The sequence below is a fragment of the Rhodohalobacter barkolensis genome (assembly GCF_002834295.1).
Classification (GTDB): domain Bacteria; phylum Bacteroidota; class Rhodothermia; order Balneolales; family Balneolaceae; genus Rhodohalobacter; species Rhodohalobacter barkolensis.
Map to the genome: position 1 here is coordinate 473,487 of NZ_PISP01000002.1, position 22,298 is coordinate 495,784.

Below are 22,298 nucleotides of genomic sequence, written 5' to 3' on the forward strand. Positions count from 1 at the left end.
ATTTCGTTATATTTGTTGCCGGACAAAATACATATGAAAAACCACACATCCATAACGATCGCTATCTGTACCTACAACCGGGCAGATTATCTGAGTGATACTCTCAGATATTTATCGGATCAGACTGCAGATTCAAATCAGTTTGAGATTTTGGTGATTAATAATAACTCGTCAGATCAAACGGCGGAAGTCTGTGCCGATTTTGAGAAAGAGAATTCTCGTCTGAACTTCAGAGCAGTTGAAGAAACCCGCCAGGGCCTCTCGTTTGCCAGAAACAGGGCAATTGATGTGGCAACATTCAATTCGGTACTCTACATTGATGATGATGTGCGTTTAGACAAAGATTTTATAAAAACGACTCTTGGCAAAATTGCAGAAAATCCGGACGTTAAATGCGCTGGAGGCCGAATATATGTCTCTTTTGATGAGGACGAACCCGATTGGATTCCGGCCGAACTGATGCCGATGTTTGGCCTGCATGACCTGGGAGATCGGGAGAAAGTTTATCCCAAAACTAACTTTCCGCGAGGTGGTAATATGTTGATCAAAAAAGAGGTTTTTGATGCAATTGGGCGATTTGATACGGATTTGGGCAGAATCGGGAAAGAGCTTTTGGGAAGCGAAGAGAAGGCTTTTTTTGACCGGGCCAGAGAACACGGTTTTCAGCTTTATTATTGGCCTGAAATGAGTTTGTATCACCGAATCGGGCAAAAAAGATTGACGAAGGAGTATCTGAGAAATCAGTCAATGGGTATTGGTTATAGTGAAAAAGTTCGTTTGCAGCACTCGCCCGGTAAAAAAGCCGTAAAACTGCTAAGTGAACTGGTGAAATTTGCCGCGAGTTTAATACTGAGTTTCGGATACCTTTTGAAAGGAAAAGCGAAAGCAGCCTCATTTATCCTGAAATTCAGGATTTGGGTCTTGAACGGTTTTTTGAAATCTGATCGGGGAGGGGCGTAGAGTTGGGAATTATTGCAAAACAGAGTGTTTGGAATAGTCTGATAATCTATGTGGGAATCGGTCTCGGTTTTGTTTTGACCGTCTTTCTCTATCCTCACATCCTTGATCCCGACCAATATGGACTTACACGGGTTATGGTTTCTGCTGCTTTAATCATGTCTCAATTTGCGCATTTAGGGTTTCAGAATCTGATTCTGCGCTATTTTCCATTTTTTAAGAATGCATCCCCTAAAGAACACGGGTTTCTTTTTTGGGCACTGACTGTTCCGTTTGGTGGTTTTTTACTTTTTACGATTCTCTTCTTCCTGTTTGATGAACTGTTGATCAGTGTTTACTCTGAACGATCACCGCTTTTTGTGGACTATTACCTTTGGCTGCTCCCACTGACACTATTTGTACTCTATTTTGAAGTACTCAATAACTATTTGAGATCACTTCGTGACTCTACCACCGGCTCAATTGTTAATGAAGTGTCACAGCGGTTGTTTGCCATTCTATTTCTGGGCTTCTACTTCTTTGGATGGATCAATTTTGCACAGTTTGTAGCTCTGTTTGTTCTGAGTTATGCATCACAACCACTTATCATCTTGGCGCAGATCATCCGTAAAAAAGAGTTTAGAATTAAACCCAACTTCAGGATTTTGAAGAAAAGCTTGGTGAAAGGGATGGCCAATTATAGTCTCTATTCTCTGCTGGGTGGGTTAACAACGGTTCTTGTCTGGAATGTGGATGTGTTGATGCTTGGTTCTATGGCAGGCCTCGACAGTACCGCTATTTATGCCATAGCATTTTATATCGGCTCAGTAATAGCTGTTCCGCAAAGATCTATTGATAAGATCGCAACTCCGTTGATCTCGGAATTTATCAAGCAGAAGAAGTGGAATGAAGTAGACAGTATTTATAAAAAGACATCGCTGAATCAACTTATTCTCGGGCTAACTATTTTTGGGATTATATGGCTGAACGTGGATTTGCTCTTCTCGTTTTTGCCGGAGTTATATCGGGATGGAAAATGGGTGGTGTTTATTATCGGTATTGGTAAATTGATCGATATCGGGAACGGTTCAAACGGTGTGATTTTACTGAACTCCAAGCACTACAGAGTTAGTTTCTATACAAATATCATTTTAGTTGCGGTGACCATTCTAGCAAACTACCTGTTGATTCCTCAATACGGCATTGAAGGCGCAGCGATTGCTTCTGCCGGAGCAATATTTTTATACAACGGAGTAAAGTATTTGTATGTCCGGGTCAGGATGAACATGACTCCGTTCACGATCAAAACAGTAATTGTATTGTTACTTGGCGCTGCTGCTCTCTACATTTCGGGATGGAGCGAATTTGGTTTTGAGAACCTATGGATATCCGGAACGCTTCAGTCTTTGATATACTTAGCACTTTTTGTGGCACCGCTGCTCTATTTCAAAGTGTCGGCAGACATAAATGAATTGATTTCTAACTTTATAAATAGAAACCAACATGAAAGCACTTCTGATAAATAATCAATCCGACGAACCGGTAATGGAGATGGGGGATTATCCAACTCCTAAACCCGGAGAGCGTGAACTGTTGGTAAAGGTAAAATCCACAGCACTGAATAGAGCTGATCTGCTTCAGAAAAGAGGGAAATATCCGGTTCCTAAGGGTGAATCGTCAATACTAGGATTGGAAATGTCCGGCGTTGTTGAGTCTGTGGGAAAAGGTGTCGGAAAGTTTAAAAAAGGAGATCGTGTGTTTGGTCTGCTTGGTGGTGGAGGATATGCCGAGTATTGTACGATTCATGAAGAGATGGCAATTCAGATGCCCGATTTTCTGTCGTTTGAAGAGGCTGCGGCCATCCCGGAGGTTTTTTTGACAGCCTACCAGGCGTTGATCTGGCTTGGAGAGTTGAAGGATGGGGAGACGGTTTTGATTCATGCAGGCGCGAGCGGAGTGGGTACGGCAGCGATCCAATTGGCTAAAAAATTGAGGAAATCTCAAATAGCGGTTACAGCCGGCAGTAAAGAGAAACTGAATCTTTGCCGGTCGTTGGGCTCTGCACTCCAGATAAATTACAAAGAGGAAGATTTTGTTGAAAAGATTAAACAGCGATTTGGCGAGAGCAGTGTGGATCTGATTGTCGATTTTGTGGGATCGCCCTATTGGGAGAAAAATATCAGCTCTCTGGCGATTGATGGCCGTTTGATTTATCTATCCATGTTGGGTGGGGCTAAGGTTGAAGAGATGAGTCTGGTGCCCATTTTAAGAAAAAGGCTGACTGTCCGCGGTTCAACTCTGCGCAATCGATCGATTGAGTATAAAAAACAACTGACAGATGAATTCTGGAGAAATACCAAGGATTATTTTGAAAATGAGGAACTCGCTCCTGTAATCAGTGCAATTTTTGATTGGAAAGATGTGGAAAAAGCTCACCAAATGATGAATGAGAATCGCAATGCAGGAAAGATTGTACTTACCAATATGTAGCGGGTTAGATAGATTTAACGAAATATCCGTGATTGTTAATCAGATCTATAGGCATAAATGCATAGGTTCTCCTATTCTTTAAGACAGGGATAGATAACATACCTGAATACCCTAAATGGCTCATAATATACTCATATCAACGTTTTTACTACTTGTATTTTCAATCGTGGCTACAGCCCAGCCGTCCGATTTGGAAGTGAACATCAGTATGGATGCTGATTTTTCTCAAGACGATCTTTCTGAAATGTTAAGTGCGGTAATTGAGCAGAACGGTTCATCACAATTCTTTCGGATTTCTGCTGAAAATCAATCCAGCGGAATTATGAGAAATAACTCGGTTACTTTTGTAATACGAAGTGAGAAATTTGGAACGATCCTCACAGCCGAACAAACTTCATCCGGCTTTTTTAGTCTGAATCCCGGCGGACAAATTACTTTTTCAAATCTGAGCATATCAGACATTTCCAACCTGGAGATTAAAGGTGAGCCGGATTTCAATTTGCTGATTTCATCGAACGGAAGAAAACTGATTCAAAACCTGAGAAGAGGGTACCTGATTACGGATGACCGGTATACACTGGATGTCATCTTAGTTCAAAATATTATGGATGAGCGGGAAGAGATTTCTCGTTCGTCCGTTTCTTTTGAAACAACTCTTGATGAACGTGAGCTTGCTATTGAAGCAGACCGCGAGGTGGTGGCTGAGCTGATTGGATTAAATGTATCAAAAGAAGCTCCTGAATTTGCCTGGAGTGGAGATCAGGGTCGGCCCTACCGATTAGTCATTGTAGATCTCGACCGTGCTCAAAATGCAAATAACCTGTTTTCTGAAAGATTTGAAAGTGAACACTCTGAAGATGATATCCGCGATGAGCAGGCAGGAGTAGTCCTGGATGTTGTAGCCAACGAAACGCGCTATCAGATACCGGATCGGTTTGCCGGATTGTTTGAGCCCGGTAAAACTTATGCATGGCAAGTACAAACCACTAAAAAAACAGTTGAGGACAGTTCGGTTCAGTCCTATACCAACCGTCTTGAGTTTACCGCATTCTACCCGATAGAAGGTGAGGTGAGGGAATTGCTCATAAAACTTTTTGGTGAGGAGAAAACAGAACAATTTATCGAAGATGAACTGCTTTTAGATCAGATCGTGATTGATGGGGAAACGTACTCAAAAAGGGATGCACTGTTATACTTAAGAGAAATGGCAGATAAAATGGAATTGAACAAACTAAAGATAGCAAGCTAATTAATGAGGACACAGTGATGAAAAAAACAGTTGGATTATTAATCGTTATCGTACTGGTAGTTGCGGGGGTGTATCTTTTTTCAACCTCTACAGACGAAAGTGAACGTGTTGCACTGGTTGAAACGGATGATGAGGTTGCATATGTAAGAAGGTATGTCCCTTCTGTTACAGTTACCAATGTGTCGTATGCAGACTCACTGGAGGAAGTAGGCAGGGCACTGATTTCCGGAGATACATTGACTACCGGAAATAGCGGATATGCAATGGTTCTGTTTCTGGATGAATCGATCGCAAGAGTGAGTCCATCATCTCAGATGGTGATTCGAAGTGAACTCAACCCTGAAAGAAATCTGAATATACGTACTCATGTCGGAATGCTGTTGGGCGGAATGTTTCTTGATGTAGAGAGCCGTCCGGATCGTGAGTTTGAAATAACCACAACCCGGGCAGTAGCTTCTGTGAAAGGAACCCGCTTTGGTGTAACAGCAGACGATAAAATCTGGGTAGAAGAGGGAGAAGTAGAAGTAACAATACGAGAGACCGGTGAAATAAGATCACTGAGTAATAAGATGTATCTGCAAGTGGAAGCAGATGGCACCGTAGATAGCGGTGAGTTGACCGACCAAGAGCTGGCAGAGCTGGCCGATGAATTCCAAATTCTGGAGAGTGATTTGATCGAACGCGATATGAAGATTCAGTTCAGAAACAGTGCAGGAGATACTGTGGAAGAGCAAATCAAAGTGTTTGAGCAATCGGAATCATCAGACGAATAGACTCTGCCTGATATGATGAAAAGCCCTCTTTTCAATACGTTGGAAAGGGGGTTTTTTGTTTTCGGCAACTTCATAGTTTATCTCAAATCGGGTAGATCTTTTTTGTATTTTTGATCCATGAAACCCAAAAAGATTCGATCAGTAGCGGTTATAGGCGGCGGAGCGGCAGGATTTTTTACAGCTGTAAATGCAGCCCTCATCAATCCCGATTTAAAGATTACCATATTTGAGAAATCGAGGGAGGTACTTTCTAAAGTTCGAATATCGGGTGGTGGAAGGTGTAACGTAACACACAACTGTTTTGACCCTGAACGATTATCGAAGCACTACCCCAGAGGTGAAAAAACATTACGCTGGAGCTTTGAACAGTTTCAGGCCAAAGACACAGTAGACTGGTTTGAAGATCGGGGTGTGAAATTGAAAGCTGAAGATGACGGGCGAATGTTTCCAATTTCGGATAACTCACAATCCATCATCGATTGTTTGTTGAATGAAGCGAAAAAGGGTGGTGTGCGTATCCGAACCAAAACAAAAGTGGAAGCCGTAAACCCGAAGGCAGAAGGGGGCTTTGAGCTATCGATCAGCAAGAGCAGTCCGGAGCATTTTGATGCCGTTGTGGTAGCAACCGGTGGCTATAATCGCGAGAAAGCATATGGATGGTTGAAGAAACTTGGACACTCCATCAACTCCCCGGTTCCCTCGCTTTTTACATTCAACTTTCGTGAGAAAGTATTGACCGATCTGGCCGGAATTTCTGTAGAAAATGCACATGTACAAATTGAGCAGTTACCATTCGAAGAGGCCGGCCCTGTTCTCATAACACACTGGGGTTTGAGCGGACCGGCCGTACTGAAAATTTCTGCCTGGGCTGCCCGGGATCTGCACGACCTGGAGTATCGGTTTGATGTACTGGTCAATTGGGTTTATCCGGACAAAGAGCACGCGGTACGTGAAAAATTGATCAAATTGCGCGAATCCAACGCCCGGAAAACCGTATCGAAACAGGATCACTTTCCATTTCCAAACAGATTGTGGGATCGGTTTCTGGAACTGTCCGGTATCAAAACGGATAAACGCTGGGCAGATCTTTCGAATAAAGAGATTCATGATTTGACTCAGACTCTGTTTCGTAGTCGCTATAATATTCAGGGTAAAACAACCTATAAAGAGGAGTTTGTGACCTGCGGTGGCGTCCCCTTAAACGAAGTAAACCCTGATACGCTGGAGAGTAAAAAAATTCCGGGCCTCTTTTTTGTCGGGGAGGTACTGGATATTGACGGAGTAACCGGTGGCTTTAATTTTCAGGCGGCATGGACAAACGGCTGGCTGGCAGCCAATGCGTTGGGGGAGTCTTGAGATTTGAGAAAGTATGCATTCCTGAATGTTTACAGCTAGTTAGTTCACTGTTTAATTGATTTGGTTGAGACGCTGTCAGTACCAGCTATCGCTGAACGCTGACAGGTCACTCAAATCTCATATCTCAAATCTATAAATATTTACTTGCCAGGTTGGCCAGTGTGGACCGTTCGCCTTTCTCCAGATTAATGTGGGCATAGATCTCATTATTATGAATTCGATCCACCAGGTAGGATAGTCCGTTGCTTTGTGTATCCAGGTAGGGCGTATCGATCTGGAAAATGTCTCCGGTAAAAATAATCTTCGTGTTTTCGCCGGCGCGTGTAATGATGGTTTTAATTTCGTGTGGGGTCAGATTTTGAGCCTCATCAATTATGAAAATAACGTTATTCAGGCTTCGTCCGCGGATATACGCCAACGGTTCAATGGAAAGCTTTTCGGTTTGAACCAGCTCATCGATCTTTTTGTAGGGGGCGCTGTTCTCTTTGTACTGATTTTTAATGATGCTCAGATTGTCCCAAAGAGGCTGCATATAAGGATCAATTTTAGATTTTACATCTCCGGGCAGGTATCCGATATCGCGGTTACTCAGCGGAACAATGGGTCGGGCGAGGTAGATCTGCCGATATTTACTGCGCTGTTCCAGTGCACCCGCTAATGCGAGAAGGGTTTTTCCGGTACCGGCCGCTCCGGTGATGGTAACCAGTTGTATTTCCGGATCCATAATGGCGTGAAGTGCAAAGGTCTGTTCGGCGTTTCTGGGTGAAACTCCATAAGCGCTCATCGGTTTGATGAGCTCAACACACTTACTGTTTGCGTTATAGTGTCCCAGCGCCGAGCTGGAGTGATTTTTTAAAATATAGTAGTGATTGCTGATTGGCTGGCTTTTCTCCAGTTTTCCGTGGTTAATATGCCCCTTTTTATACAAATCGTTGATGGGGGAATTATCATCAAACTGGAGTTCAGTTTTACCCTTGTAAAGATGATCGATATCCTTAATCCGGATGGTTTCATAATCCTCAGCATCCAGTCTTAGAGCCCGGGCTTTCAACCTCAGGTTGATATCCTTTGAAACCAGAACCACTTTCTTGTCAGTTTGCTCCTCTCTGAGCCGAAGCGCTGCATTCAGAATTCGATGATCATTCTTTACAGAACCGAATACTTTAGAGGCATCTTCAGTGCTTCCTTCATCGCTTACCACACGTATGTTGCCATGAGTTTTCCCATTCAGGGGAATCCACTTTTCGATCATGTTGGCATCTGAAATCTTATCCAGGTATCGGATAAACTCCCGGGCATGAAGATTGGTGACGGAATTTCCTTTTTTGAATGAATCAAGCTCTTCAAGAACCGTAATCGGAATAGCTATGTCGTGCTTTTCAAAATTTTTAACGGCGTCTGAATCGTAGAGGAGGACAGAAGTGTCGAGTACAAAAATCTTTTTCGCTTTCTTTGTGCGTGGCATGGCAAAGCGGGTCAGGTTGATGGGAATTTTCTGTAAGATGTTACTTAAACTATACCTAAACGCACAGATAGAGTCAACAATCCGAAAAAACTTAATAATGAATTAATGGTTGCTGTAAGTTATACGCTTATGCGGTGAACATTTTCATTTACCCGAAAATTGGTAAAGTGCGATGCTCAAGGCGATTGCGGCATTTAAACTTTCAACGTTATTACTGTTTCCGGGAATTTTAACAGCTCGCCGGTTTTGCAAAAGTTTAGGATTTACACCATTTCCTTCATTACCGATAACCAGAATATCTCGTCCCGTTTTATCAGCAGATTTCAGTGAAATAGCATTTTCACTTCCGTCCAGAATAGAAATATTCCAGCCGCTCTCTTCAAGTTGCAGAAGTTCTGAATGTAAGTCAGCTTTACGATACGATATAGCTCCGGTGGCTCCGGCTGTGCTTCGTACAACTTTTGGGTGAAACGGGTCAACAGTGCCGTGTCCTATCAACAGGCCGGACGCTTCAAACCACGAAGAGGTCCGGATCATGGTTCCCAAATTGCCGGGATCCTGAATAGCATCAAATGCTACAATTAAACCTTCTTTTTTTGATAATTTCTCCATATCAGATTCAGCAGGTGTATTACAAACTGCAATGACACCCTGCGGAGTTTCTGTGTCCGATACCGATTCAAAATCACTTTGCCCCAACTCATAAACCGGGATATCTTTTATGGAAAGCGCACCGATGACTTCGGAATTTCTTTCAACCAAGATCTCTGTGACGATCACTTTTTTCTGCTGAATAATCTGGTCTACACAGCGTAATCCTTCGGCCAGAAACTGATTTTCCTGTTTTCGATATTTTCCCTGAAGCAGTTTACGCCATTTTTTTAGCTGATTGTTCGAGGGCTCTTTGAACTCCATAAAATTTATCTATCTCGTTTGTATGAATTGGGTTTCGCTGTTCAAGGCTATATATTCCAAGAAACTAATAATTAAGAAAGTGACATCATATGAAAGATTTTTTGAGCTCGCTCGGATTAAAAGAAGAAAACACCGGTACATCAACCGGACGTAACTTTATTGAGAATAAGTCTGCCAAAGCCATAACCAGCCATACCCCGTCAGATGGGTCTGAAATTGCTAAGGTTTATGAAACCACAAAAGAGGATTACGAACAGGTAATCAAGTCTTCTCAGGAGGCGTTTAAAACCTGGCAAATGATGCCTGCTCCGCAGCGCGGTGAAATTGTGCGACAGATTGGACTGAAACTCCGTAAGTATAAAGAACCTCTTGGAAAACTTGTTTCTTTCGAGATGGGGAAAATTTACCAGGAAGGTCTGGGCGAAGTGCAGGAGATGATCGACATTTGTGACTTTGCTGTAGGACAATCCCGAATGCTTTACGGTAAGACGATGCATTCGGAGCGCCCTCAGCACAGGATGTATGAGCAGTGGCATCCGCTGGGTCCGGTTGGCGTTATTTCAGCATTTAACTTCCCGGTTGCAGTGTATAGCTGGAACGCAATGATTGCCGCTATTTGTGGAAATACAGTAATCTGGAAAGGATCGGAAAAAACACCACTTTGCGGTGTGGCTGTCCAGAATATTATTGCTGAAGTGTTGGAAGAAAATGATCTTCCTGAGGGAATTTTCAGTCTGATTACCGGTGCCCGTGAAGCCGGTGAGTGGATGACAACCGATAAACGAATTCCTTTGATATCTGCCACAGGATCAATACCGATGGGTAAACAGGTTGGTCAGACCGTTGCAGCCCGATTGGGTAAAACAATTCTCGAGCTTGGCGGAAATAATGCCATTATCATCAGTAAGGAGGCCGATCTTGAAATGGCTATCCGGGCTATTGTTTTTGGTGCGGTTGGTACTGCAGGACAGCGGTGTACAAGTACCCGGCGACTGATTATCCACGAAGATGTATATGATCAACTTAAAGAGCGACTTGTGAATATTTACAAGAGTATTAAAATCGGTGATCCTTTAGATTCGGATACGCTTGTAGGACCGCTGATCGATCAAGACGCTGTGGATATGATGCAAAACGCCCTTAAGAAAGTTGAAGAAGAGGGCGGTAATGTTGTCTGTGGCGGTGATGTTCTGGAGAATATGGAAGGCCACTACGTTAAGCCGGCCATTTGTGAAGTGGAAAATCACTACGAGATTGTTCAGCACGAAACATTTGCACCAATCCTCTACCTGATCAAATACAGTGAGCTGGACGAAGCTCTTGAACTCCACAATGGAGTTGTTCAGGGGCTCAGCTCTTCCATGTTTACTCTGAACATGCGCGAAATGGAGCGTTTTCTGAGTCATCGCGGATCAGACTGCGGAATTGCAAATATCAATATTGGTACAAGCGGTGCCGAAATTGGTGGTGCATTCGGTGGCGAGAAAGAGACAGGTGGCGGACGAGAATCCGGATCGGATGCCTGGAAAGCGTATATGCGACGTCAAACCAATACCATCAACTGGGGTGATGAACTGCCGCTTGCGCAGGGAATTGAGTTTGACGTGTAATTTTTGATTTCATCATATCGGATTAACTGCGGGTATAGGTTTCTGAGACCTTATTTAAATAAGTACTCGCAGTTGCTCCGTTGATGAAGTTTTATCAGGTAATTTCACCATTAATTGTTGTGTTGGCTGTTTAGTGATGACAGTTACAGATTAACTAAAACAACATTTATCGGGTACTAAGCCAATCATGGATAGGAAAAGGTGGAAACACACCGAAGCTGAATTCGATGCATTCATCGATCTTAGTGACAGTGAGAAGCAGAAGCGGTTAGAAACTCTAAGGGAAGAGAATCCGCAGCTCTACAAGGATTTGAAACAACTTCTGGAATCTGCTGATGACTCTCAAAACTTCCTTGAAGAGGGGCGGGATCAATATCTCAACAATCTGTTCAAGGATCTGGCAGATGATTCAGCTCCGGAAACAGAAGAAAACTTCGTGCCCCGAAATGTTGGCAGCTACAAGTTGTTGAAACCGATTGGCAGAGGCGGTATGGGTAATGTTTACCTGGCCGAGCGGGCTGATGGCTCATTTGAGCGGAAAGTAGCTATTAAGTTAGTTCGAACTGAACTCAACAACAGTGAGGTCAAAAGAAGGTTCAACCGAGAGAAACAGATCCAGGCGTCGCTTGATCACCCTTCGATTGCACGACTCTATGATGCAAGTACCGATGAATTTGGAGTCCCATTCCTGGTGATGGAATATGTGGATGGCAAACCTATCACCTCGTACTCAGAAGAAAATCAGTTATCGGTCAGGCAAAGGATTGAGTTATTTATCTCAGTTTGTCATGCCGTACAGTATGCTCATCAGAACCTGATTATACACAGGGACCTGAAACCATCAAATATCCTGGTTAATCCGGATGGTGAATGTAAGCTTCTGGATTTTGGCATTGCAAAACTGCTCGATCAAGATGGGGAGCTGCCTGAATTAACGCAATCCGGGCATCAATATTTCTCCATGAAATATGCCGCACCTGAGCAGATCCAAAATCGACCGGTTAACACACTGACCGATGTTTACTCTTTGGGAGTACTACTTTATAAACTGTTAACCGGATCGCTGCCCTATTCAATTACGGAGCAGACCACTTATGGGGACTTTGAGCGAAAAATTTGTGAAGATCCGGTACCGAAACCGAGTTCTATAGTTCGGGAGTCGAAAGATCAGTTCAGGCAGCTTCAGGGTGATATGGATAATATTATTTTGAAGGCACTTGAAAAATCGCCCGAGCGCCGATACCCTTCAGCCGAGACGTTGGCTGACGATCTGAAACGCTACCTTGATAACCTGCCGGTATCAGCTCGACCTGCAGGGATCATCTACAGATCGCGTAAATTTGTACAGCGTAATAAAATGGTCTCATCTTTTGCAGCTGTACTTCTGTTTACCATAATCTCGGGCTTATACTACCATACCACCGAAATAAGTAAAGAACGCGACCGGGCAGAGCTCCAACGCGATCTTGCCGAGCTTGAAACTGCTAAAACAGCAAAGGTCAGTGAGTTTGTGGTGGGACTTTTTGAACAGTCCGACCCTTATTCAAGCAGCGATAATGAACTTACCGTAGGCAACCTTCTGGCTCAGGGACGGGAGAGGATTGAAACACTGGATGAAGCACCTTTGGTTCAGGCCGAGATGAATATGGTTTTAGCCCGGGTTCACCGTTCACTTGCCGAGCATGAAACTGCTCATCAACTTTCGAATCGAGCCCTGGCAATTCTGAATGAACAGGCATCCCCTGATTCAGTCAGCCTTGCCAATGCCTGGACAATGCAAGCCTACACCCTGTCTTCGCTTGGTCGGTATGGTGATGCAGAAAAGGCTCACCGCAAGGCCTTGGAACTGACCAATCCCGAGAATAAACCGGCAGTTGCAGAGCGTTTGAATAACCTGGGACTGGCAGCATTTTCACTGGGAAGGATGAGTGAGTCGCAGCGACTGCTGGAGGAGGCACTTGATCTGCGAAGAGCAGAACTACCCGAAAGTGCTGAGCTGGCCTCCTCACTTAATAACCTGGCTTTGGTACTGGCTGCTCAAGACCGGCGCGAGGAGGCAGAACCCCTCTATCGGGATGCCCTGGAATTGCGACGTTCTGTTCTTGGTGAAGAACATCCCTCTACCACATATTCAATGACCAATCTGGCAACATTGCTGGAACAAATGAATCGGCTTGAAGAAGCAGAAGCCGGTTACCGGGAAGCGTTACGTCTGCGTCGCATTATTTTCGATGATGATCACCCTGCAGTTGCCAGTGTACTCTACCAGATTGGCTGGCTGCAGTCTCGCCGCGGACAGCTTCCACAAGCCCGTCTTCATCTTGAAGAAGCTCTGGATATCCGCAGCCGGGTTCTCGGCCCTGATCATCCCTCCACAGCGGTGATACTGAATGCTGTTGCAGTTGTAGCACGAGACATGGGAGAGACGGAACAGGCCGAAGAGTGGTTGAGGCAGGCCTTGTCTATCTACCGTTCGGTTTTTGGTGAGTCTCACCACGATATCGCTTTGGTTATAGCCAATTTGGGTCAAACCATGCAGGTTAAAGGAAACTCTGAGGAAGCTGAACGCTTGCTGTTACAGGCATTGGAAATGAATCGTAGAGAACTTGGCAATGAGCATCGGCATGTTGCTGATAACCTTCGCAATTTAGCCGAGTTAGAGCTTGAAGAGGGCAATGCGGATCGGGCTGCCGAGTATGCGACTTCTGCTAAAGAAGTTCTGGATGCGCTAGATCTGGAAGAGGATCATCCGGACCGGCAATTGTTGGAAGATTTGGTACAGCAAATTCGGGAAGTTTGATTGATAAACGGTTAATATTTTTCTCCAACATGAATAGATCGGTCATGATTTGTGTTGGGAAATCCGAAACTTGCTGTCAGTACCTTGTAAAACCGGAATCCCTTTACCCAAATAACAGATTATGATTAAAAAACTTACTTCCGCCCGTCTAGATGAATTTGTAAACCCGGATGTTGCCATATTGATTCTGCGAATCGGTGCAGCCGCGCTGATTATGACACATGGGATTCCAAAACTACTTAGAGTTCTGGAGGGTGATTTTGGCTTTGGTGATCCCATTGGAATTGGTCCAACCGCATCATTGATACTTGTAACATTTGCTGAGGCAATCTGTGCGGCACTTGTTCTGTTGGGTCTTTTTACACGTGGAGCTTTAATTCCTTTGATAATCAATATGACAGTAGTGGTTTTTATTGCTCATGGAGATGATCCATTCAGTGATAAAGAGTTGGGGCTGTTTTTTCTCATCAGTTTTGTCGTTCTTTTTTTGACAGGCCCGGGGAAATATTCTCTTGATAAAAAGTTATTTGGTAAGTAGTAGCTCTTATTCGTGACCTGTTAAGGTGGTAAGTCGCCGGAGATTTTTTAAAAATGAATGTTATTCATCCCATGATTTCTAAAAAATTCGATAAGAAAGAAGGCGAAGAAATCTTGCTCAGAAGCAATCAACACCCGTCCATTTTTTATGGCGGCTTGGTGTTTTTGATCTATAATATCGCCGTGACTTTTTCAGGGGAGATGAATATAGCCGGAGTGATTTTTATTGTGGTCGGATTAATTTGGGCATTCGTGGGATTTTTGAAATGGACGTATAAAGAGTATGTCCTTACGAATAAGCGATTGGCCATTATTTCCGGGTATTTTTATCTGCAAACAGAGGAGTATCCGTTAAATAAAGTAGATAACGTTAGTTTGTATCAAAATTGGTTAGATAAACTTTGGGATAAAGGAATCGTTACACTTTTTGGAATTAGTATCCAAACAAGGAGAATCAAGGGACTTAAAAGCGCAGAAAGATTTAAGGATGCCATTCACAGCCAGCTTTCTGTTGATTCTGAACCTTATTTTTCGTCTTGAAATTTGAAGACATCTAAATCAGAAAGACGATACCTCAGGAGTCGCTCTTATCCACCACAGTGATTGGCAAAACAGGAGGCTCCGATGGAGCCGTAAAATTATGGCAATTCCACAATCTACAAACAGGTAACTCCTTCGGAGTTTGCTTGATCTCAATACAGTGATGCAGCTGGGGAAAAAGATATTCATCATGTAATTAAACACCATGATTTACAATCGATATCAAAAACTGATTCCGTAGGAGCGACCTTATTTAAAATCAAACAAATACTCGTTTCTGTAATCCACACCAAATTTGTTCAAAAAACTAAGATATTCATCTTTGAAACTTCTTTTTTTATGATGCTGCTCTTGTTGATTGATGTAATTGATGACGGTATTTATTTGTGATTGTGAGAACGAGAACACCCCATACCCTTCTTGCCATTTGAATCTTCCCGTTACCCATCTTCTCCTGTTAATAAATTGATTGCTTGCCACTTTAATCTCCTTAACCAATGTTGGTAAAGGTATTGTTGGTTTGTATCCGATAAAGAGATGAGCATGATTAGGCATACAGTTGATAGCCAACATTTTTGATCCACGATTTGATATCAAACCTGTAAAGTATTTATGAAGCTCTTCTTTATGTTTTTGTGGGATTAGGTACTGTCTAAATTGAACAGCAAATATGATATGATATGTAAATATATTTGTGAATATGTATTAGGCATCGCGAAGTAATTATAGTTTTTACTTATATGATGCCGTATTTACCTGTGCCTTACAGATAAATTTAATATCACTAATGATTCAAAATGAATATTCTGTTTTTAGCAACTTGAAAAATATTGAAAGTATTACTCCTTTTGGACGCTCTTTTTCATCACAATAAATTGCAATAGAGGAGGCTCCGATGGAGCCGTTAAATTTAAGGCAATTCCACGATCTACAAACAGGTAACTCCTTCGGAGTTTATTTTTTGCTGAATGTAGAGTTCAACTTAGTCTTTTGAAATAGCTATACTTGAATTAGAAAAATTCTTTGAAAGGATTTTTAAACCTGATTCCGTAGGAATCGCCTGTTTATAGCAACTGTAAACAATATAAATAGATTCGCTCCGTAGGAGCGACCTAATGGACTTTTTGGCATGGAATATTAAGGCTTAGAGGTATGCCACAAGGCTTTAGACAAGCTCATCAAATATTCTGAAACTTTCCGGGCCGTACTGAAACAACAGATCGTATAGACAGCACCAAGGTTCAAAACCGTCGAAATGCTGCCGGTACTCAGGATGTGAAAAATTCAAATCACTTCGCTGTTTGCCTTGCCGCTGATAATGACGGGCGTCATGTTCCTGGTAATAGATTTCTGCATTCATCCGCTTTGCCAATTTATCCGGATCGGATGAATACTCTTTCATACCACTGGAGAATTTTATTTTGGCCGGGATTTCAAGCTCCAGAAATTGAAAAAGCCGTTTCCTCAGGAAAAGTGAGTAGTCGAGTAAATACTCGAAATTGTGTCCCGTCTCAATATCGGCCCGTACTTCGGGCTCATAAAAATCGTAATAAACACTATTGCTGTAGTTAAACTTGAGCGCCCTCAGCAACGGGTTAATCCAGTCTCTGCTGTGATCAATTCGAGCCTCGTTGATCGGCTTTTTTTTATCGGTTGTTAAAACAGGTACAGAAATGTAATCTGTCCCCTCCGGTGTGCGAATGAGTGCACGGTGGGTTCGGCCTTTTCGTGACCACTGTTCGCTGTCCTGATAGACAATGGTATCAACTGCCAGCATAGTGGCCAGGTCATGAAGGTCCGGGATCAGGGTGGGCTGGAGAATGGCCAGTTTCATAGCTTAATTGGCTGAACTGTATTCTTTATCAAAGCTTGTTTCAATATGCTCAATTCGTCCGGCGATCTGTTCCCACTTCTCCATTTTCTCCGCTGATTCTGTTTTAATCGATTCGTACTCAATGGAAACCTCTTTTACATGATCTTCATCATCATAAAAATTGGGATCAGCCATCGATTTTTCAATTTCTGCTTTTCTCAACTCAATCTCTTCGATAGAATTTTCAAGCTCTTCGAGCCGTTTTTTCAGAGGTTTTATCTTTTTGGAAAGAGCATTTCGTTTCTCAGCCTCATAACGACGCTGTTCTTTTCGGCTCATCCCTTCGGTGGGATCTGTTGAAGTTTGATTTTTCTTTTTTGTCTGTGATTTTGCCGATTCATCTTCTGCAGCCCTCTCTTCAGATTTTTTTTCCAGATAGTAACTCACATCCCCCAGCCAGGTTTTGATATATCCGGGCTGAACTTCGAGCGTTTTATTTACAATCGGGTCCAGGAAATCCCTGTCGTGAGACACAATCATCAAGGTGCCTTCGAACTGCTGCAGTGCCTGCTGCAGAATATTTTTCGACTGCATGTCGAGGTGGTTGGTAGGCTCATCAAAAATAAGGAAATTACCGCTGTTCAGCAGCATCTTGGCGAGAGCCACACGGCTTTTCTCACCGCCAGAAAGCACGCCTACTTTTTTAAAAACATCGTCGCCCTCAAAAAGGAAACAGCCAAGAATAGTTCGAAGTTTGGTTTCAGGTTCTCCTGAACCGGCAAGATGCATTTCGTCCAACGCATTATTTTTCGGGTTCAGCTCTTCAGCCTGATGCTGTGCAAAATAGCCAACGGTTACATTATACCCGACTTCTCGCTTTCCTGAGGTTATAGGCTCTAAACCGGCAAGTATCCGAATCAACGTCGATTTACCGGCACCGTTTGGTCCCACTACCGCAATTTTATCACCCCGTTCAATTTCGTAATCAATACCGTCGAATACCGTATTCTCTCCATATTTTTTCACCAGGTTCTCCAGTTTCAGCACAACCTGACCTGACCGCTGAGGTGATGGGAAACGGAACGTGATTTCGGATTGCTCCTGATCCAGCTCGATTTCTTCCATTTTCTCGAGCTGCTTGATTCTGCTCTGAACCTGCTTTGCCTTGGTTGCCTTATACCGAAAGCGATCGATAAATTCCTGCGTCTGTTTGATCTCCTTCTGCTGATTTTCATACTGCTTCTTCAGGAGCTCCTGCTCTTCGGCATATTTCTTTTCGTAAAAGCTGAAATTGCCGGCATAGTCATCCAGATTGCCCCGCCGGAGAGCAAGTGTTCGTGTTGTTACTGAATCGAGGAAAGCCCTGTCGTGAGAAACAATGATTACTGCTCCGTCATAGTTCTTCAAAAAGGATTCTATCCATTGGAGCGACTCAATATCGAGGTGGTTTGTCGGCTCATCCAGTAACAGATAGGTAGGCTTTTTAAGCAGAAGCTTAGCCAGTGCAATTCTCATCAGCCATCCCCCGCTAAACTCAGTGGTAGACCGGGTAAAGTCTGATTCATTAAATCCAAGCCCCATTAAAACTCGCTCAATCTCTGCGCCTAATGTGTAGGAGCCGGAATGTTCCATCTGATACTGCACCTGGCCAAATTCTTCCACTGCTTTTTTGTGGTCGGGGCTATCGGGCTCAAGTGTATCGAGTTTCTGCTGAAGTTCAGTTTGCCGATATCTCAGTTCCAGAATTTCTGTAAATGCGCGTTCAACCTCCTCAAATATGGTCAGGTCGGGATCCGGTTCCACACCATCCTGAGGCAGATAACCTACTGTGGCAGCATTGCTCATGTTGACGGATCCAGAATCAGCTTCCTGTTCTCCCGCTATGATCTTTAAAAGCGTAGACTTGCCGGCACCATTGGGGCCTACCAAACCTATTCGCTCACCGGGATTGATGGTTGTAGAAACACCGTCAAAAAGTGGTCGTTCGCCAAAGTGAAGTGTGATACCGTCAAGTTGAAGCATAGAAAATCTTTGAGATCAAAAACTTAAAAAAGTGAATGCAGGAAAGACTAAATCCAATTTGAACCGGTTTAGGATGTTAGAACTTTCAAAGTTATTTTAAGCCTGAAAAATACCAATCATTCTGATCTGATTTAAATTATTCTCGTATGAAGATTTTGATACAAATTATTACAGCGCTTTTGATTCTGTTTTTGGTTTCAGCTTGTAATAACGGCGAACTTCAACAACCGATTTATGAATACGCAACATCCAGTCCGGCTGATACCGGTGCACGTTATCCATACCTGCAAAAGGATGCTCAGGGGAAAATCTACATGAGCTGGATATTAGGTATTGAAGAGGAGATGCATGCCTTGCAATATTCAACATATGATAATGAACGCTGGACACGGCCCCAAAGTGTAAAAGTGGGAGCAGACTTTTTTATAAACTGGGCAGATTTCCCTTCTGTGGTTGGTTTTGATGGCGATGTAACGGCAGCTCACTGGCTGAAGAAAGTAGAGGGTGGGCCCTATGCCTATAATGTACAAGTGGCGTTTCCTGAAGAGGAAGGGCTCCGGTGGAGAGATGCAATTACTCCGCACCTGGATGATACAGCTACAGAACATGGTTTTGTGACCATAAAGCCTATTTCGGATGATAGAGTGCTGGCAATATGGCTGGATGGCAGAGACACGGAAGGCCGGGCTAATGATGAATATGAAGATATGAGTAAGTCGATGACACTTCGCTCTGCAGAAATTACGAGGGATGGAGAAATTACCCGGAGTCGGGAAATTGATGATGCAGTGTGTGACTGCTGTCAGACAGATTTGGTGCAGACTGAGAACGGATTTTTAGCGGTTTACAGAAACAGAACCGACGATGAAATCCGTGATATCTATATTTCAAGGTACGATCTGGAAGACGGAGTGTGGAGTGAGCCGATGGCCGTCTACGATGATGGCTGGCAAATTGGAGCTTGTCCTGTAAACGGGCCTAAAGCGGTTGCAGATGGTGACCGTGTGGCGGTGGCTTGGTTTACTATGGAGGATAATGAGTCCCGCACAATGCTGATTCGATCGAGTAATGGAGGACAGACCTTTACCGACCCGATTGAAATTGCAGGTGATCGATCTATGGGACGAGTAGACCTTGAAATGATCGGTGACGGTACTATTTATGTAAGCTGGATGCGTCATCGTGGAGAGGTTGGCGATGTAATGCTGACAGAAGTAACCCCGAATGGCGAACCGAAAGATTCAGTGCTCGTAGGAGTTACATCACCATCACGGAGCAGTGGTTTCCCTCAAATGATAACAACAGATGACGGTCTTCTCTTTGCCTGGACTCAAACTCAACCTGTGTACCGGGTGAGAACAGCCATTGTACCTTTCGAGTCGATGCAGGAAGCTCAATTGTAATAGATTGTATCTCATCTTGCCTTGAATCTCAGAACCTTTATTTTTAAAAGTGAAACAAAAATTAAACTGAATAATATGCTCAATAACTTTACAAAATTAATTGCAGTTACAGTTACTTCAGCTTTACTCATGGGCTGTGCTTCTCTTTCTGCACAAACAGATCGGGATGATTATAGAGAACAGGCTATTGAAATTCTGGAAAGTGTTCCGCTTTTTGATGGCCATAATGATGCTCCTCTTCAATATCGGAACCGTGCGGGTTACAAGTTTAGTGAACTCGACTTCTACGATACGACTCACCTTGAACGGTCTATGCACACTGATATTGAACGCCTGAGAGAAGGACGAGTTGGCGCTCAGTGGTGGTCGGTATATGTTTCAGCCAATCTCCCTGAACCGGAAGCTGTAAAACAAACGATGGAGCAGGTCGAATTTGTACATCGGATGGCTCAGCAATATCCTGACGTATTTGAAATTGCCCATACCGCTGATGATGTGGAACGAATCTTTGCTGAAGGTAAAATCGCTTCCCTGATGGGAATGGAAGGAGGTCACTCCATTAATAATTCTCTTGGAGTGCTTCGAATGTTTCATGAGCTGGGTGTACGATATATGACTCTGACCCACGGCCGAACACTCGATTGGGCAGATGCTGCCGGTGATGAGCCGAAGCATGACGGACTGAGTGCTTTTGGCGAAGAGGTTGTTCGGGAAATGAACAGACTGGGTATGGCCGTTGACCTTTCACACGTCACACCTGCAACTATGAAAGATGCCATCCGCGTATCTGAAGCACCTGTTATGTTTTCTCATTCCAACGCACGAGCGATTTCAAACCATCCGAGAAATGTACCCGATGATGTTTTACAGCTATTGCCTCAGAAAGATGGTTTGGTGATGGTAACGTTTGTGGAGTCATTTACATCCGAGGAGTTACGTCAATGGTATGCCGAAAGAAGCGGGTACATGGCGAAATTGGAATCACTTTATCCCGGTCAACCCGATATCATCGAGGAAAAGATGGATGAATGGACAGACGAGAATGAGATGCCAAAATCTACTCTGGAGCAGGTAGCAGATCATATTGATCATATTCGCGACCAGGTTGGTGTAGATCACATTGGAATAGGTGGAGATTACGACGGTATATCTTCACTTCCAACCGGACTGGATGATGTTTCAACTTATCCGAATCTGTTTGCAGAACTGCTCAAAAGAGGATACAGTGAAGAAGATCTGCGTAAAATTGCAGGTGAAAATATGCTTCGTGTGATGCGCGGAGTTGAGGAAACAGCTGAAAGATTACAAAATGTAAGAGGTCCATCAGAAGCTCTGATTACCGATTTTGATTGATTCTAATCTTTCATCCAATGTTTTATTTATAGAGAAGGCGAGCTTAAAGAGCTCGCCTTTTTATATTAAGCTGGTTGTATAATTGTCGGTGGCACTTGAGCAGGAAAAATCAAAGATCACTCAAAATATCCCGTATCCACTCCCATGAACTGTCGCGTGCGGTTTTGTTTGCCCTTTCGGCATCAGGGGCATCGCCTGTTCTCATATATCCGTGTCCGGCGCCCTCATAGATGTTATAGATATACGTTTTATCATGCTTCTCCATCAGTTCAGAGGTTTCCGGTATGGTAGAATTGATGCGCTGATCGTCACCGCCGTAAAATCCATAAACAGGGCTGGAAATGTTCCGGATACGATCTTCATCGGTTGTAGCACTTCCGTAAAAGACGAGAGCTGCAGATAATCCATCAGCATTTGTGGCATACCGAAAACTTTGCGATCCTCCCCAGCAAAATCCCGCCACAACAACTTCACCGGTAGCAGCTGGTAAATCGGTAACATAATTTTGAACAGCCATCAGATCCTGGGTAATCCGTTGCGGTTCGAGCTGGTAGAGAGCGTCCCGGGCGGCATCACTTGACTCAAAATCCCGTGTTCGCTGGTAATTCTCATCAAACTGAGATAGCAGATCCGGTGCAATTGCAATATATCCTTCGGCCGCAAGCTGATCGGCAAAACTTCGTACCCAATCGGTTAGTCCTCGATTTTCGTGAATTACTATAACGGCCATTGCATTTTCTGAAACTTCGGGATAGACCACAAAACTGTGAATGGTACGGTCGCCATCTTTCACCTCCACCCACTCCTGATGGCGGGGAGAGTCTTCAAGCTGCTGCAGGGCGAAATCCTGAGCAGATACGGTTTGACTGACGAATAGGAGGGACAGTGTGAGTATCAAATATTTCATGTACTTGTAATTGGTTGTAGAGTATATGTTTAAAGCCACAAACCGGTGATATCGTTCAGATATACCTGCCGGCCATGAATGAGCGGCCTGTCTTCCAAAGCTTCAGCGCAGGCAGGCTCGTATATAGAG

The 22,298-nt window shown here is 43.6% G+C and carries 17 protein-coding genes and 1 pseudogene; 12 read left to right on the top strand and 6 right to left on the bottom strand.

The features are described from left to right. Positions 1 to 33: 33 nt before the first annotated feature. The 6 genes from CWD77_RS09785 (at position 34) to CWD77_RS09810 (ending at position 6,804) form a co-directional block, all read left to right on the top strand. Positions 34 to 960, top strand: coding sequence for a glycosyltransferase (locus CWD77_RS09785; protein ID WP_133120212.1), 927 nt, complete (start codon positions 34 to 36; stop codon positions 958 to 960). Positions 961 to 962: 2 nt separating this feature from the next. Further along, a complete protein-coding gene (locus CWD77_RS09790) occupies positions 963 to 2,462 on the top strand; it encodes a lipopolysaccharide biosynthesis protein (RefSeq protein ID WP_101073379.1) in 1,500 nt (499 codons plus the stop codon). After that, complete coding sequence (locus CWD77_RS09795; RefSeq protein ID WP_101073380.1) at positions 2,440 to 3,426, top strand: NAD(P)H-quinone oxidoreductase; 987 nt, start codon at positions 2,440 to 2,442, stop codon at positions 3,424 to 3,426. The genes CWD77_RS09790 and CWD77_RS09795 overlap by 23 nt, the downstream gene beginning before the upstream one ends. Positions 3,427 to 3,541: 115 nt before the next feature. After that, positions 3,542 to 4,675, top strand: coding sequence for a hypothetical protein (locus tag CWD77_RS09800; protein WP_101073381.1), 1,134 nt, complete (start codon positions 3,542 to 3,544; stop codon positions 4,673 to 4,675). Positions 4,676 to 4,692: 17 nt separating this feature from the next. After that, complete coding sequence (locus CWD77_RS09805; RefSeq protein WP_101073382.1) at positions 4,693 to 5,448, top strand: FecR domain-containing protein; 756 nt, start codon at positions 4,693 to 4,695, stop codon at positions 5,446 to 5,448. 117 nt (positions 5,449 to 5,565) lie between these two features. After that, entirely contained in the window at positions 5,566 to 6,804 is a 1,239-nt protein-coding gene (locus CWD77_RS09810) for a BaiN/RdsA family NAD(P)/FAD-dependent oxidoreductase (RefSeq protein WP_101073383.1), read from the top strand. A 130-nt stretch (positions 6,805 to 6,934) separates the two neighbouring features. On the opposite strand, the gene CWD77_RS09815 is transcribed toward CWD77_RS09810, so the two are convergent. Beyond that, positions 6,935 to 8,269 carry a PhoH family protein gene (locus CWD77_RS09815; protein WP_101073384.1) on the bottom strand — a complete coding sequence of 445 codons (1,335 nt, stop codon included), beginning with the start codon at positions 8,267 to 8,269 and terminating at the stop codon, positions 6,935 to 6,937. 144 nt (positions 8,270 to 8,413) lie between these two features. Beyond that, entirely contained in the window at positions 8,414 to 9,184 is a 771-nt protein-coding gene (locus tag CWD77_RS09820) for a TrmH family RNA methyltransferase (protein WP_101073385.1), read from the bottom strand. A gap of 89 nt (positions 9,185 to 9,273) precedes the next feature. Here CWD77_RS09820 and amaB point away from each other — a divergent pair, with 89 nt between their 5' ends. From amaB to CWD77_RS09840, 4 genes are all read left to right on the top strand, one after another. Continuing rightward, positions 9,274 to 10,794: an L-piperidine-6-carboxylate dehydrogenase gene (gene amaB / locus CWD77_RS09825; RefSeq protein ID WP_101073386.1), complete on the top strand. Its 1,521-nt coding sequence runs from the start codon at positions 9,274 to 9,276 to the stop codon at positions 10,792 to 10,794. A gap of 187 nt (positions 10,795 to 10,981) precedes the next feature. After that, the gene (locus tag CWD77_RS09830; protein ID WP_101073387.1) at positions 10,982 to 13,594 is read left to right on the top strand and encodes a serine/threonine-protein kinase; all 2,613 of its coding nucleotides are present in this window, start codon (positions 10,982 to 10,984) and stop codon (positions 13,592 to 13,594) included. Between the two features lie 121 nt (positions 13,595 to 13,715). Then, positions 13,716 to 14,132 carry a DoxX family protein gene (locus tag CWD77_RS09835; protein WP_101073388.1) on the top strand — a complete coding sequence of 139 codons (417 nt, stop codon included), beginning with the start codon at positions 13,716 to 13,718 and terminating at the stop codon, positions 14,130 to 14,132. A gap of 71 nt (positions 14,133 to 14,203) precedes the next feature. Next, on the top strand, positions 14,204 to 14,671 hold the full coding sequence (locus tag CWD77_RS09840; protein ID WP_165779126.1) for a PH domain-containing protein: 468 nt from the start codon (positions 14,204 to 14,206) through the stop codon (positions 14,669 to 14,671). Between the two features lie 249 nt (positions 14,672 to 14,920). Here CWD77_RS09840 and tnpA read toward each other — a convergent pair. The 3 genes and pseudogenes from tnpA to CWD77_RS09855 form a co-directional block, all read right to left on the bottom strand. Next, a pseudogene (gene tnpA / locus CWD77_RS15800) lies at positions 14,921 to 15,384 on the bottom strand (IS200/IS605 family transposase). 452 nt (positions 15,385 to 15,836) lie between these two features. Then, entirely contained in the window at positions 15,837 to 16,505 is a 669-nt protein-coding gene (locus CWD77_RS09850) for a WbqC family protein (RefSeq protein ID WP_101073390.1), read from the bottom strand. A gap of 3 nt (positions 16,506 to 16,508) precedes the next feature. Beyond that, on the bottom strand, positions 16,509 to 18,506 hold the full coding sequence (locus CWD77_RS09855; protein ID WP_101073391.1) for an ABC-F family ATP-binding cassette domain-containing protein: 1,998 nt from the start codon (positions 18,504 to 18,506) through the stop codon (positions 16,509 to 16,511). A 146-nt stretch (positions 18,507 to 18,652) separates the two neighbouring features. Here CWD77_RS09855 and CWD77_RS09860 point away from each other — a divergent pair, with 146 nt between their 5' ends. Together CWD77_RS09860 and CWD77_RS09865 are read left to right on the top strand one after the other, a co-directional pair. Beyond that, complete coding sequence (locus CWD77_RS09860; RefSeq protein WP_101073392.1) at positions 18,653 to 19,909, top strand: sialidase family protein; 1,257 nt, start codon at positions 18,653 to 18,655, stop codon at positions 19,907 to 19,909. 75 nt (positions 19,910 to 19,984) lie between these two features. Further along, on the top strand, positions 19,985 to 21,262 hold the full coding sequence (locus CWD77_RS09865; protein ID WP_101073440.1) for a dipeptidase: 1,278 nt from the start codon (positions 19,985 to 19,987) through the stop codon (positions 21,260 to 21,262). A 109-nt stretch (positions 21,263 to 21,371) separates the two neighbouring features. Here CWD77_RS09865 and CWD77_RS09870 read toward each other — a convergent pair whose 3' ends face one another. After that, entirely contained in the window at positions 21,372 to 22,169 is a 798-nt protein-coding gene (locus CWD77_RS09870) for a dienelactone hydrolase family protein (RefSeq protein ID WP_101073393.1), read from the bottom strand. Between the last annotated feature and the right edge of the window lie 129 nt (positions 22,170 to 22,298).